At 42.3% G+C, this 14929-nt stretch carries 10 protein-coding genes; 6 read left to right on the forward strand and 4 right to left on the reverse strand.

From position 1 onward, the window contains the following. Positions 1–19 precede the first annotated feature (19 nt). Genes MWU56_RS09330 through MWU56_RS09340 form a run of 3 tightly spaced genes read left to right on the forward strand, consistent with a single transcriptional unit; the run spans position 20 to position 5730 of the window. Positions 20–3019: a DNA polymerase III subunit alpha gene (locus tag MWU56_RS09330; RefSeq protein ID WP_247043939.1), complete on the forward strand. Its 3000-nt coding sequence runs from the start codon at positions 20–22 to the stop codon at positions 3017–3019. A 39-nt stretch (positions 3020–3058) separates the two neighbouring features. Beyond that, positions 3059–3427, forward strand: coding sequence for a DUF7009 family protein (locus MWU56_RS09335; protein ID WP_247043940.1), 369 nt, complete (start codon positions 3059–3061; stop codon positions 3425–3427). 5 nt (positions 3428–3432) lie between these two features. After that, complete coding sequence (locus MWU56_RS09340; protein WP_247045224.1) at positions 3433–5730, forward strand: FdhF/YdeP family oxidoreductase; 2298 nt, start codon at positions 3433–3435, stop codon at positions 5728–5730. A 9-nt stretch (positions 5731–5739) separates the two neighbouring features. Here MWU56_RS09340 and MWU56_RS09345 read toward each other — a convergent pair whose 3' ends face one another. Together MWU56_RS09345 and MWU56_RS09350 are read right to left on the reverse strand one after the other, a co-directional pair. Beyond that, entirely contained in the window at positions 5740–6918 is a 1179-nt protein-coding gene (locus tag MWU56_RS09345) for an acyl-CoA dehydrogenase family protein (RefSeq protein WP_247043941.1), read from the reverse strand. Positions 6919–6962: 44 nt separating this feature from the next. Beyond that, positions 6963–7673: a tRNA1(Val) (adenine(37)-N6)-methyltransferase gene (locus MWU56_RS09350; protein ID WP_247043942.1), complete on the reverse strand. Its 711-nt coding sequence runs from the start codon at positions 7671–7673 to the stop codon at positions 6963–6965. Positions 7674–7868: 195 nt separating this feature from the next. On the opposite strand from MWU56_RS09350, the gene MWU56_RS09355 reads away from it, so the two are divergent. Further along, the gene (locus tag MWU56_RS09355) at positions 7869–8435 is read left to right on the forward strand and encodes an outer membrane beta-barrel protein (protein ID WP_247043943.1); all 567 of its coding nucleotides are present in this window, start codon (positions 7869–7871) and stop codon (positions 8433–8435) included. Between the two features lie 68 nt (positions 8436–8503). Here the strand turns inward: MWU56_RS09355 and rimM are convergent, their stop codons facing one another. Continuing rightward, positions 8504–9031: a ribosome maturation factor RimM gene (gene rimM, locus MWU56_RS09360; RefSeq protein ID WP_247043944.1), complete on the reverse strand. Its 528-nt coding sequence runs from the start codon at positions 9029–9031 to the stop codon at positions 8504–8506. 11 nt (positions 9032–9042) lie between these two features. Further along, positions 9043–9612: a 30S ribosomal protein S16 gene (locus MWU56_RS09365; protein ID WP_247043945.1), complete on the reverse strand. Its 570-nt coding sequence runs from the start codon at positions 9610–9612 to the stop codon at positions 9043–9045. Between the two features lie 264 nt (positions 9613–9876). Between MWU56_RS09365 and MWU56_RS09370 the strand changes: the two genes are divergently transcribed. Together MWU56_RS09370 and dnaE are read left to right on the forward strand one after the other, a co-directional pair. Then, positions 9877–10332, forward strand: coding sequence for a ferritin-like domain-containing protein (locus MWU56_RS09370; RefSeq protein WP_247043946.1), 456 nt, complete (start codon positions 9877–9879; stop codon positions 10330–10332). Positions 10333–10476: 144 nt separating this feature from the next. Further along, positions 10477–14859: a DNA polymerase III subunit alpha gene (dnaE, locus tag MWU56_RS09375; RefSeq protein WP_247043948.1), complete on the forward strand. Its 4383-nt coding sequence runs from the start codon at positions 10477–10479 to the stop codon at positions 14857–14859. Positions 14860–14929 lie beyond the last annotated feature (70 nt).

A 14929-nucleotide genomic window follows, 5' to 3' on the forward strand; every position in this document is an offset into this window, starting at 1 on the left:
GATAATTGATAACTGACACTTGTATTTAAACTGCCACACATATTACAGTTTACGGTTCGGAACCTTCTCGGAGGTGGAGCTATTACAATTGGCGCAACAAAACCATGTGTCCCAGTTAGTGCTCACGGACATCAACAACACCTCGGCCGGATTGAATTTTGTTCGAAAGGCAACCGATTTTGGGGTAAAGCCTATTTTGGGTATTGATTTTAGGAATGGAGTCCAACCCTGCTTTATTGGGGTTGCCAGAAACAACGAAGGGTATCTGGAACTGAATGATTTTTTGTCCCAGCACCTTCATGATAAATCAAAGATTCCAAACCGCGCCCCAACTTTTAAAAATGCATTTGTCGTGTATCCTTTTGAACAAGTACTGCTCAACGAACTGAGTCATTTTCAAGACCATGAGTATATCGGAATTTCCATTAAAGATCTGCGCAGGCTTCCGTTCTCGAAATTGGCAACGCTCAAAGACAAGTTAGTGGTTCAGCAACCCGTAACATTCAGGAATAAACAAGATTTTAATGCCCACAGATTGCTCAGGGCGATTGATAATAACCTATTGCTCAGTAAACTTTCAAAGGAAGAAGAGGCGGACGAGGAAGAAAAAATGTACCCTGTGCAAAATCTAGCCGCTGCGTTTTCAGAGTTTCCCCATATCCTTGAAAATACAGAAAAATTACTCAATACGTGCAGCATCCATTTTGATTTTTCCAAGGACAGAAAACCTCAAAATCTAAAAACTTATTTGGGCAGTGTGGAAGAAGATGAAAGACTTTTGGAAAAATTATGCATCGAAGGCCTCCCCTATCGGTATGAAGAAGTGAACGACTCCATTAAAAATCGATTGAACAAGGAGTTGGAACTCATCAAAAAAATGGGCTTTGTCTCCTATTTTTTAATCAATTGGGACATCGTTTCCAAAGCAAGGCAAAGAGGCTTCTTTTATGTGGGGCGTGGCAGTGGTGCCAATAGCATTGTGGCCTATCTGCTCCGCATCACCGATGTAGACCCCATGGAGCTTGACCTCTATTTTGAGCGCTTCATCAACCTTTACCGAACCAATCCACCCGATTTTGATATCGATTTTTCGTGGAGGGATCGCCCCGCGATGACGAAATACATCTTTGAACGCTTTGATCATGTTGCTCTACTGGGAACCTACGTCACTTTTAAAGAACGTGGCGTTATCCGGGAATTGGGCAAAGTGTTTGGGCTCCCACCGCAAGACATTGACTTTTTATTGACGGGAAGATATACTTTGGAGCAACTTGACCATGTTTCAAGATTGGTAATAAAATATGGAGGCCTGTTAAAAGGAAAACCCAACTATTTGAGTATTCACGCAGGGGGGATTTTGATCAGCGACAAACCCCTGCATTGGTTTTCGGCCACCCATCTGCCCCCAAAAGGATTCCCCACCACACAGTACGATATGGTCATCGCCGAAGATGTGGGGCTCTACAAATTTGATATTCTCGGACAGCGTGGATTAGGCAAAATCAAGGAGGCTTTGGAAATTGTTGCTTACAATCAATCTGAAAAATATGAGGGAATAGATATCCACGACATCAAAGGGTTTAAAAAAGACGCTGTAATCAACAACCTGATAAAAACCGCGCAATGCATGGGTTGTTTTTATGTGGAATCGCCCGCTATGCGGATGTTGTTGAAAAAATTACAGGTCGATACTTATTTGGGATTGGTGGCCGCCAGCTCCATTATCCGACCGGGCGTGGCCAAAAGTGGGATGATGCGGGAGTACATCCTACGCCATCGGAACAAGGGCAGAACCGAGGAAAAGGCCCACCCCGTAATGCTGGAAATTATGCCCGACACCTACGGGGTCATGGTCTACCAAGAAGATGTGATCAAGATGGCCCATCATTTTGCAGGATTAGATCTCGGTGAGGCCGATGTACTACGAAGGGGCATGAGCGGCAAGTTCCGTTCCCGGGAAGAATTCCAAAAAGTACAGGATAAATTTATTTCCAATTGCAGAAAAAAGGGATACGCAGAATCCCTGATCTCGGAAATCTGGAATCAAGTTGCCAGTTTTGCGGGCTATGCTTTTGCCAAGGGACATTCCGCTTCGTATGCCGTGGAAAGTTATCAAAGTTTATTTTTGAGGGCTTACTATCCATTGGAATATATGGTAGCCGTTCTCAACAATGGAGGCGGATTTTACCGTTCGGAATTTTATATACACGATGCCCGTATGATGGGTGCCACCATCCATCCACCCTGTGCGAACAAAAGCATGGCAGCAAACCATATTTATGGCACTCATATTTATTTAGGAATGATGTATCTCCGCGATTTGGAACATAGGGTCATGGAACGCATTGTAAAAGAGCGGATGCTTCACGGGAATTTCACCTCTCTAGAAGATTTTCTGGACCGTGTGTTCATCCGCATGGAACAACTCTCCATTCTGATTCGTATCGATGCTTTTCGGTTTACAGGAATCAACAAGCACGAACTCCTCTGGAAAGCCCATTTAATGTTGTCCAAAAATGACCGATCGGAACACCCAAAACTGTTTCCGCCAAGGCATCAAAAATTTCAAATGCCCCAACTGAACACCACCGATTTGGAAACTGCTTTTGAACAATTGGAACTTTTGGGATTCTGTCTTTGCAGTCCTTTTGAGCTTTTGGAAGAACCCCCTAAAAACACCAACGGACAAAAGGACCTACAGCAGTACCTCAACAAACACATAGATATTTACGGATATTTGGTCACCGTGAAAAACACCTCTACGCACCACGGCAAACGCATGTATTTTGCTACTTTAATGGATCAACATGGTGAAGTGTTCGATACGGTGCTCTTCCCTCCGATGGCGGCCAAATATCCCTTTCGTGGCAAGGGCATTTACCGGTTTTATGGCAAAGTAGTAGAAGAATTTGGCTTTTTGAGCATTGAGGTCATCAAGATGAAAAAGGAAAACTATATCCAAGACCCGCGGTATGCGGATATGAGGACAAGCAAAAAGCTATTGGGTTCGAACAAGTGATCGGAATACCGTAACTTAGGGAAGCAATAGAACCATCACATGAAAATTAGAATCAAGGGGAATTCTGTACGTTTTAGGTTGACCCAAAGCGAAGTAAAACAGTTGTCCGAAACAGGTTCAATAACAGAGAACACTGTATTTGGAACCAATGTTCTTCAGTATAAAGTAAAATTGATGCCCTCGATACAAAACCTACGGGCATCGTATTCCAACAATCAAATTGTAATGATGGTTCCGGAACAGGACGGAAAAAATTGGTTCCACAATGAGACTGTTGGTTTTGAAAATGGGATGGAGCTTCCCGAAGGGAAAGAGTTGCATCTATTATTGGAAAAAGACTTTACCTGCCTTGAAGACAGGAATGAAGACCAATCGGACAATTATCCCAATCCAAAACTGCAACATTAACCATGATGGACAAAGCTACAAAACGGAATATCTCTCTGACCGGAGACATCAAATTCACAGGCCTCCGGCTAAAGGATCCCATGCAAACCTCCGCAGGCCTTTTGGGAGTAAAGGAAACATTACGGCACAGTTTTAAGGAAATGGGCGTAGTCCGTTCTATGCGCGCCCTTTTGGAAATGAACCAAGAAGATGGTTTTCGCTGTCCCAGTTGTGCCTGGCCCGTACCTGAACATCCATCCAAAATTGCAGAGTATTGCGAAAACGGGGCAAAGGCCTTGGCCGATGAAGCTACCCGAGAGCATATCGGAGGAATTTTTTTTCAGGAACATTCCGTGGAGGAACTTTCTCGATTGAGCGATTTTGAACTCAACAAATTGGGTCGAATAGTGGAACCCATGGTACTGAAACCAAACAGTATACACTATGAACCTATCTCTTGGCAAGACGCTTTTGAACTGATTTCAGAGGAATTGCACCGTTTGGACAACCCGAACAAAGCCATATTTTACACCTCGGGAAGGTCCAGCAATGAAGCTGCTTACCTCTACGGTATGTTTGCCCGTGCTTTTGGCACCAACAATATGCCCGATTGCTCCAATATGTGCCATGAATCATCCGGGGTGGCGCTTACCGAAACTTTGGGTATTGGCAAAGGTTCGGTAAAGCTTGATGATCTGTACGGCGCGGAAGTTATTTTGGTTGTGGGACAGAACCCGGGAACCAATCATCCTCGAATGTTATCCGCGCTAGAAAAATGTAAAAAGAACGGAGGAAAGGTCATCAGCATCAATCCATTGGCTGAAACAGGATTGGCCAACTTTAAAAATCCACAAAGTGTTTCTGACATGTTGGGGAACGGACAACCGATTGCGGATATCCATTTACCCGTAAAAATCAATGAGGACATTGCTCTAGCCAAGCTTCTTTTGAAAAAATTGATCGCCCTTGATACCAAAAACGACAATGTACTGGACCATGAATTTATTGTGGAATATGTAGATGGTTACGATGACCTCTTAAAAGACCTGGACCGATACGATATGGAACATCTTCAGCAGCGAACAGGGGTGTATATGCGAAAAATTGACAAAGTTGCGGAATTGTTGGCCGAAAACTCCAAGATTGTCATCTGCTGGGCCATGGGCATTACCCAGCACAAAAATGCAGTGGATTGCATTAAGGAATATGTGAACATTTTATTGCTAAAGGGCGCCGTAGGGAAACCATTTGCTGGTACCTGTCCCGTTCGTGGCCATAGCAATGTGCAAGGAGATCGTTCGGTGGGCATTATGCACTACGTGAGCAGAACCTTAAATCACAATATCAGAGAGCACCTTAATTTTGACCCACCTACAGAAAAAGGATATGACACTGTAGAGGCCATCCATGCCATGCACGAGAAAAAGGCCAAAGTTTTTGTCTGCCTGGGAGGTAATTTTGTGATGGCGGCTTCAGACACAAAATATACGGCAGAAGCAATCCAGAATTGTGATTTAACGGTCCAAATAAGTACCAAACTGAACAGAAGTCACTTGGTTACCGGAAAAACCGCATTATTGCTCCCCACCTTCGGTCGTTCCGAAAAAGATGAGAAGAACGGAGACCTACAGTTTTTGACCATAGAAAGCAGTACCGGTAAAGTGCGGCAGAGCAAAGGTTTGTTGAAGCCAGCATCGGAGCATATAAAAAGCGAACCAGAAATCATTGCGCTCCTTGCCCATACATATTTTAGAGGCAATCATTCCATGAATTGGCACGCATTGGGACAAGACTATAATCTTATCCGAAAACTTATAGATAAGACCGTAAGGGGGTTTGAAAAAACGAGTGAACAATCCAAAGGGTTTGGGTATTATCTACCAAATAATGTGCGAGATCGAGATTTTCGGATGCTTCCGAATGGAAGGGCCCAATTATCTATCACCTCTTTGCCAGACCATGGGCTAAAGCCAGATGAATTGCTCCTAATGACGATTCGCTCCCACGACCAGTTCAATACCACAATTTATGGATTGAACGATCGTTACCGGGGTATCCACAATGAGCGTCGTGTGGTTTTTATGAACGTGGAAGATATGGCCAAAAGGAATTTGACCAAATTGGATGTGGTACATCTGCACAGTACTTATGATGGAATCCAGCGAACTGCTGAAAAATTTATCGTTGTACCCTATGAAATCCCGAAAGGAAACATGGCCGCTTATTTTCCAGAAACCAATGTATTGGTTCCCTACAATCATTTTGCAGATAAGAGCCAGACTCCTATCAGTAAATCAATCAAAGTAACTGTAGAAAACGTTTAATGATTTTGATTATTTAAAAGCTGGGATTCCTGTGATGTCCGCACCCGTAATCAACAAATGGATATCGTGGGTACCTTCATAAGTGATGACACTTTCAAGATTCATCATGTGGCGCATAATGCTGTATTCGCCGGTAATCCCCATTCCACCCAACATTTGTCTTGCTTCGCGGGCTATTTTTATGGCCATTTCCACATTGTTTCGCTTGGCCATGGAAATTTGTGCGGTGGTTGCCCTTCCTTCATTCTTTAATTGTCCCAAACGAAAAGCAAGCAATTGTGCCTTGGTGATTTCGGTGATCATTTCGGCCAATTTCTTTTGCTGAAGCTGATATGCGGCAATGGGCTTACCGAACTGGATACGCTCCTTGGCATATCTGAGGGCGGTATCGTAACAATCCATAGCGGCACCAATGGCTCCCCATGCTATTCCGTAACGTGCCGAATCCAAACAGCCTAATGGTGCTCCCAAACCACTTTTACCTGGTAGCAGGTTTTCTTTGGGCACCTTTACATTATCAAAAATAAGTTCCCCTGTGGCAGAGGCACGCAACGACCATTTGTTGTGCGTTTCTGGCGTGGAGAATCCTTCCATACCACGTTCCACGATTAAGCCATATATTCTTCCTTCCTCGTTTTTGGCCCAAACCACGGCAATGTCCGCAAAAGGTGAATTGGATATCCAAAGTTTGGCACCGTTCAGCACATAATGATCCCCGGCATCCTTAAACTTTGCCTCCATACCACTAGGGTTAGATCCATGGTTCGGTTCGGTAAGACCAAAACAGCCCATCCACTCGCCCGTTGCCAATTTCGGTAAATATTTTTTTCGCTGTTCCTCAGAGCCATAAGCAAATATGGGATACATTACCAAAGAAGATTGTACGGAAGCCGTGGAACGCACACCACTATCACCACGCTCAATCTCTTGCATGATCAATCCATAACTAATCTGGTCCAAACCGGCCCCACCGTATTCCTCAGGAATATATGGACCAAAAGCACCAATTTCAGCCAATCCACCAATAATCTGTTTGGGGAATTCTGCCTTTTGGGCATACTCCTCAATAATTGGTGAAATATCCCGCTTTACCCATTGACGGGCCGCATCACGAACTAGCTTGTGCTCTTCGGAAAGTAAATCGTCTAAGTTATAGTAATCTGGGGCTTCAAATAAATCGGGCTTCATTCAGAATAAATTTTAGGTAAATATAACATTTCATCTGCGTATTGTTACATTTTTAAATAAAATGCTTTGGTCAACTCAATATATTCTTTGGTGTACTGATGTCTTCCCTCCTCTATAACCAACGTATCGGTTTTTGGTTCACATAGATGGAAAGTAAACTCCATCAAACTTCTTTTAAAATCGGTTTGGGGGTTACCCTTTACTCTAGTAATTCGATTAGGAAACAATCCAGAGTCTTTGGCAAGGTCGATAAAATTTGCTTCCTCGTTAAAGGGAATAATCACAGTAAAAATTCCGTTTTTAATCAAAAACTTCGAAACGCCTTCGACCAATTCCCCAAAGGGCAACGAACTGCTTTGTCGGGCCTTGTCCCTAGATTGGTCACCACTTGGGACATCTTCAGCGTAGAACGGAGGATTGGAAACGATCAAATCATATTTTTCATCCATCTCATCCACAAACTCATCAAACCCTGCATGGTAACAAAACAGTCTATCCGCCCAAGGTGAAGCTTCAAAATTAGCTACACATTGCTCGTAGGCACCGTCATCCAACTCTATTGCATCTATAATTTCTGCGGTGGATCGTTGTGCCAATTGCAAAGAAATCAGGCCTGTTCCGGCTCCTATATCCAAAATCGATGCTGGATTTGTATCCAATGGTGTCCATGCACCGAGCAAGACCCCATCAGTTCCCACTTTCATGGCGCATTGGTCTTGGTCTATCGTAAATTCTTTGAATTTAAAGGGTTTCATTATATCAAATATAAAGCAATATCCTGTACAACATTTACAACTATCAACCCAAACCCATCATCCGTTAATTGATATGCCCCATCCGTTAATTCTATGGTCAATTCTTCAGTTGAAAATGGTTATTTCGCAATCAATTTTCGGGGTAATCCCGGATAAAATCATTTCCAAATTAATTAAACTTTAGAATTTTAAATTATGAAAAAAATCTTATTTGTATTCCTACTTATGCTGGCCGTGACACAGGTATCCCAAGCACAAGAAGAAGGTAAATTCCGTTTTGGATTAGATTTAGGCTACACTATGCCTAGCGGTGGTGGTGGTGTTTTAATCGCTATAGAGCCTAAGTACAATATTGCGGACAATATGAACATTGGTCTTCGTTTGGAATCTGCTGCCATGGCCAAAAATGTAGGAGAAACTGAGGCTGACTTAACCGCAAGCATGTCCTATATCGGTACATTTGATTATTATTTTAATTCAGGCTCCTCTTCTTTTGCTCCATTTCTTGGAGGTGGTGTTGGGTACAGCACTCTTGGCAACTTAAGCACAAGTGTCGACACTGAATTAGTAGATGCAGAATTTGAAGTAGATGGAAAGTTTGGAGGTCTTATTAGAACAGGTTTTGAAGCAGGTAAATTTAGATTGGCTGCTACTTACAACCTTATTGGCAAGACCGAATTGTTCGAAGGAGCAGAGATTAAAAACTCATATTTCAGTATATCCCTTGGATTCTACTTTGGTGGAGGCAAGTGGAAAAAATAAAATTTCGTCTAGTTTTATTAAGGGAAGAGGGGGGCAATTTCGCCTCCTTTTTCTATTTAGGATACTTTTCAATTTAGATATAAATCTACCAGCCCTTCTGGTGTTTTTACATGTATTGTTTTATTCTCCCTATCCACCTTGGTAATGATCGCATCACTAATGGGTATCAACAATTCTTTGTCACCCTTTTTCACTTCGAACAAATCTTGTGATGTACTGTCGTTTACCGATTCAACAACACCTATATCTCCATACACCTCGTCCATCAAAGTAAAGCCTATTACTTCATGGAAATAAAATTTATTGCCTGTTAATGGAGGCAACATGGTAAGTGGCAAGTATAGTTCTGAACCAATAAGCTTATCTGCTGTAGGTTCATCCTTCACTTCTTCAAAATCGATTCTAAGCAGGTTGGATTTGTGCAAGCGACATCTATCAATAAAAAATGGAATCAGATTGTTTCCTAGTGAAACAAGCACTGATTCCATTTTTTCGTAGCGTTCGGGTTCATCGGTATCCAATTTAACCAACACCTCCCCCTTAAAACTATATTTTGAAACGACTTTGCCCAGATAGAAACATTCTTCTTTGCGCATCGTCTTAATTTCTATTCTTCTTCTTTGGCAGCTTCCTCAGTTGCAGGAGCTTCTTCGGCAGGTGCTTCTGCAGTAGCTTCCTCAGTTGCAGCTTCAACAGTTTCTTCTGCCGCTTCTTCAACTACTTCTTCTTCTGGCAATGCAGCGGCAGCTCTCTTAGCACTTACTTCTTTTTCAGCTTCCAATGCTTTGGCTCTTGCTTCTGCTTCCGCTTTGCTCAAACCATCTTTCTTGTCTTGGATTTTTTGTTCTTTCTCTTCCAACCACGCTTTGAATTTCTCCTCAGCCTGCTCTTCGGTCATCGCACCTTTACGAACACCGGCCAGCAAATGATGTTTCATCATCACTCCTTTATAAGAAAGTATAGTTCTAGCAGTATTTGTTGGCTGTGCACCGTTCTGTAACCATTTTACCGAACCATCAACATCAAGGTTGATTGTTGCTGGATTGGTGTTTGGGTTGTAAGTACCCAGTTTTTCCAAGAATTTACCATCTCTTTTAGCTCTAACATCTGCAGCAACTACCCAGTAGAATGGTTTACCTTTTTTACCGTGTCTTTGAAGTCTAATTTTAACTGGCATATCACATTAATTTGTAGGGTGCCCGACCCTGATTATTAATTCTTTTTAATCGCTTGTTCGTTAAGCGGGTGCAAATATACATTTATTTGCTTATAGGACAGCGTTTCAACAAAAAAAAGTTAAATCCCTTTAACAAGTAACGGTCGTTATGTTAAACCTATTTTAAACCATCTCAACCATTTGGTATTCTGATAATTATCTGTAATTTATTTATAGTCGTTGTCGAAAGCCGACAGCCACAAACTTAAAAATGAAGATGATATTATGAAGTATACTGTAGAAATGTCAAACAAATTGAATGAACTTTTGGAAAGAACCTATGATGCGGAAAAAGGCTTTAAACAAACCGCAGAAAAAGTTGATAATAAAACATTAAAAGATTTTTTCCAGAACAGCGCTAAACAGCGATATAAATTTGGTCACGAATTAAAAGCAGAAATCGTATCCTTTGGCCAAGAACCGGATAAAGGTGGAAGTGCTAAGGGAACATTGCATAGATCATGGATCAATTTTAAATCATTATTTACGTCAAACAATGAAGAGGCGATGCTGGAAGAAGTACAACGCGGTGAAAAAGAAGCCATTGAAACCTATAATGACATTCTCCACGACAAAGATTTTGTGCTGCCACCATCCACTGAAAGTCTTTTAATGAGACATAGAAACGCGATCAGGGAAAATTTAGAGAAAGTAAACCTTTTTGAAACAGCAGTTTCATAATTCCAAAAGTCACTATATAATAATCAAAAAGCTGGGAATATCTCCCAGCTTTTTTAGTTGATAACTCCTTACAACTCTATTTTACCAAATCCATCTTCTTACGTACTTTTATTCTTTCCTTTATTTTACCGAGACGGATAACTTATGTACTTAATTTTTGATACGGAAACCACAGGTTTGCCCAAGCGTTGGAACGCTCCTATTACCGACACAGATAACTGGCCAAGATGCGTTCAGATAGCGTGGCAGTTGCACGATGACCTTGGAAACTTGATCGAGCACCAAGATTTTTTAATAAAACCGGAAGGGTTTAACATCCCTTACGAAGCAGAACAGATACACGGCATATCCACTGCATTGGCCGAGGAAAAAGGCGTACCGTTGAATGAAGTTTTGGAAGCCTTCAATCAAGCATTACAGCAAACCAAATTTGTAGTGGGTCAAAATGTGGGCTTCGACATCAACATTATGGGGTGTGAATTCCATCGTGAAGGCGTAGAAAGTCCAATGACCCAACTCCCCGTTCTCGATACCTGTACCGAACACACCGCGGAACTTTGTAAAATACCCGGAGGTCGAGGTGGTAAATTCAAGTTACCTACCCTTACCGAACTGCACGAATTTTTGTTCGGAGAACCCTTTTCCGAGGCACACAATGCAACGGCAGATGTTGAAGCGACTACTCGTTGCTTTTTGGAACTGATCCGTAAAAAACAGTACTCTTACCAAGAACTCGATGTTCAGCCTGACTATTTTGAGCGTTTCTCTGAGGCCAACCCAAAAGAGATAGAACTCATTGGGCTAAAACACATCAACCTAAAAGCAGCTTCAAAAAAGATTGCAGATGCCCTTTGGGCAGAAGACACTGGAGGAGTTTCTGATGAGGAAATAAAGGAAAATGTGGAAACATTGGAGGAGGAACCTTTTGTCCACCTGCACAACCACTCGCAGTTTTCGGTGCTTCAATCCACCATCAACATAAAAGATTTGGTAAAAGCTACTACCAAACATGGCATGCCCGCCGTTGCCCTTACCGACCACGCCAATATGATGGGCGCCTTTCATTTTGTAAAAGAAGTGATGGGACACAACAAAGCGGTAAAGGCCAAAAACGAGGAACTCATAGCCAATGGTGAACAACCCACCGAAAAAGAAATCACACCCATAGTAGGTTGTGAATTCTTCGTCTGTGAAGATCACACCAATAAAAATGTAAAAGATTATGGGCATCAGATCGTACTCTTGGCCAAAAACAAAAAAGGGTATCACAATCTGGCCAAAATGTCTTCCATTGCCTACACCAACGGATTTTACTATGTACCGAGAATCGATAAAAAAATTATTGAGCAGTACAAGGAAAACGTAATCGCGCTCACTGGAAACCTATATGGTGAGGTACCCAACAAAATTCTGAATGTTGGCGAAAAACAGGCCGAAGAAGCTCTTTTATGGTGGAAGGAACAGTTTGGCGACGATTTTTACATTGAGATTATGCGCCACGGCCAAGAAGATGAAGACCGCGTGAACCAAGTATTGGTAAAAATGGCAAAAGAACACAATGTAAAGCTGGTAGCTACCAACAATACCTATTACTGTGATAAAAAAGATGCCGATGCGCATGATATTTTATTGTGTGTAAAGGATGGAGAAAAGCAATCCACCCCTATTGGCCGTGGTCGAGGTTACCGCTACGGATTGCCCAATCAAGAGTATTATTTTAAGTCTTCGGACGAAATGAAGGAGCTGTTCAAGGATATGCCCGAAGCCATTTTGAACATCAAGGAAATAGTGGACAAGATTGTACCCTATGATCTTGCCAGCGATATTTTGCTTCCAAAATTTGGTATTCCTGAGGAGTTTAAGGATCCAGAAGATGAAGTAGATGGTGGCAACCGAGGTGAAAATGCATATCTAAGACACATTACCTACAAAGGGGCCGAAAAACGCTACGGAGAACTAACCGACGAAATCAGGGATCGGATAGATTTTGAATTGGAAATTATCAAAAACTCAGGTTATCCAGGATATTTCTTGATTGTGGAAGACTTTATCCGCGAAGCTCGGAACATGGATGTATCCGTGGGACCTGGAAGAGGGTCGGCAGCAGGATCGGTAGTTGCGTACTGTTTAACGATTACCAACATCGACCCTTTAAAGTACGATCTGCTTTTTGAGCGGTTCCTCAATCCGGATAGGGTATCCATGCCCGATATCGATATCGATTTTGACGACGAAGGCCGTAGCCGCGTGATGGACTACGTAATCAATAAATACGGTGCCAACCAAGTGGCGCAAATCATTACGTACGGTACCATGGCTGCAAAATCGTCTATTAGGGACACTGCACGTGTATTGGATTTGCCTTTAAGTGATGCCGACCGCATTGCCAAGTTAATACCCAACATGTCCAAACTCAACAAAATATTCGGGGTTGATGAGGCAGTGTTAAAGAAAAAATTCCGTGCCGATGAACTTGAAAAAGTACACGAGCTCCTGAATATTTCCGAGACCGACGATTTGGAAGGACAAACCGTTAAAATGGCCCGTGTACTGGAGGGCTCTTTGCGAAACACTGGAATCCATGCCTGCGGGGTAATCATCACACCAGATGATATAACCAACTTTGTCCCTGTTTCCGTCGCCAAGGATTCAGACCTATACGTTACCCAGTTCGATAACTCCGTAGTAGAAAGCGCCGGCCTGTTGAAAATGGATTTCCTGGGACTTAAAACCTTGACCTTGATCAAGGACACCGTAAAAATCGTAAAGGCACGAAAAGGAATAGATTTAGTGCCGGATGATTTTCCATTGGATGATGAAAAAACGTACGAACTCTTCCAAAGAGGAGACACCGTAGGTATATTCCAATATGAATCTCCAGGGATGCAAAAACACATGAAAAACCTGAAACCTACGGTTTTTGATGATCTTATTGCCATGAACGCCCTTTACAGACCGGGGCCGATGGAATACATTCCCAGCTTTATTGCCCGTAAACACGGTGAAGAAGAAATCACATACGACCTCCCCGATATGGAGGAGTATCTTAAGGAAACTTATGGAATCACCGTATACCAAGAGCAGGTAATGTTGCTCTCCCAAAAACTGGCGGGATTCTCCAAAGGTGATGCCGATGTTTTACGAAAAGCCATGGGTAAAAAGATTTTTGCCCTACTTGAAAAATTAAAACCCCAGTTCTTGGACGGAGGGGAGAAAAATGGTCATCCGCGGGATGTGCTAGAAAAAATATGGAAGGACTGGGAAGCTTTTGCCTCCTATGCTTTTAACAAGAGCCACTCCACATGTTATGCCTACATCGCCTACCAAACGGCATATTTAAAGGCCCACTACCCTGCCGAATATATGGCTGCTGTGTTGTCCAATAATATGAACGACATAAAGCAGGTGACCTTTTTTATGGAAGAATGTAAACGTATGGGACTGGAAGTTCTAGGGCCAGATGTAAACGAATCCTATTATAAATTTGCCGTGAACAAAGACAATGCGGTACGTTTTGGCATGGGTGCCATTAAAGGGGTTGGTCGTTCTGCAGTGGAGACCATTGTGGAAAACAGAAAGGATGGAACTTACAAATCTATTTTTGACCTAGCAAAACGTGTAGATCTAAGAGCCGCCAACAAAAAAGCATTCGAGAACCTGGCCTTGGCCGGGGGATTCGATTCGTTCGGTGATACGCACCGTGCTCAATATTTTCATGATGATGGCGATGGCGTCTCTTTCTTGGAAAAAGCTGTTAAATATGGTTCCAAGTTCCAAGAGAACCAAAATTCGTCACAAGTAAGCCTGTTTGGAGAGGCAAGCGAAGTACAGATCCCTGAACCCATTGTTCCACCTTGTGATGAATGGGGCACCATGGAAAAGCTTCGTCGCGAAAAAGAAGTGGTAGGTATTTATATTTCGGGTCACCCGTTGGATGACTTCAAAAAAGAAATAAAGGCTTTCTGTAAAAACACGGTGAGCGATTTTTCCCGATTGGAAGAATTTGTGAACAGGGAACTAACGGTTGCAGGAGTAATCACCGATGTGCAGCACCGTGTTTCCAAAAATGGTAAGGGCTGGGGACTCTTTACCCTTGAAGATTACAACGAATCGTTTGAACTTCGAATCTTTGGCGAGGAGTACTTAAAATTCCGCCATTTTTTAATGATTAATTCCTTTGTACATGTCAGAGCCTATGTTCGTGAGGGCTGGGTAAACCGTGATACAGGAAAAAAAGGCGACCCAAGGCTACAGTTCAACGATTTTAAGCAACTTCAGGATGTAATGGATGCCTTTGCAAAGAAACTCACCATCAAACTGAACATAGATCATCTTCAAGAACAACGTATCAGAACACTTAAGGACACTTTAACATTGCACAAAGGTGATCATCCCATAAGTTTTGTAATTTATGAGATGAAAGAGGAAATCAAGTTGAATTTGTCCAGCAGAAAACAGAAAGTAAAGATAAACAGCGAATTACTTTCCGAATTGGAAACCCATGAGATTCATTATAAATTAAATTAGAACCATAATTAATAGTAATGGTGCAATAATTAAAATGAATACTTTCTATGTAAGTTACATGGGCATTATT

Source organism: Allomuricauda sp. F6463D (genome assembly GCF_023015965.1).
Lineage (GTDB): Bacteria > Bacteroidota > Bacteroidia > Flavobacteriales > Flavobacteriaceae > Flagellimonas.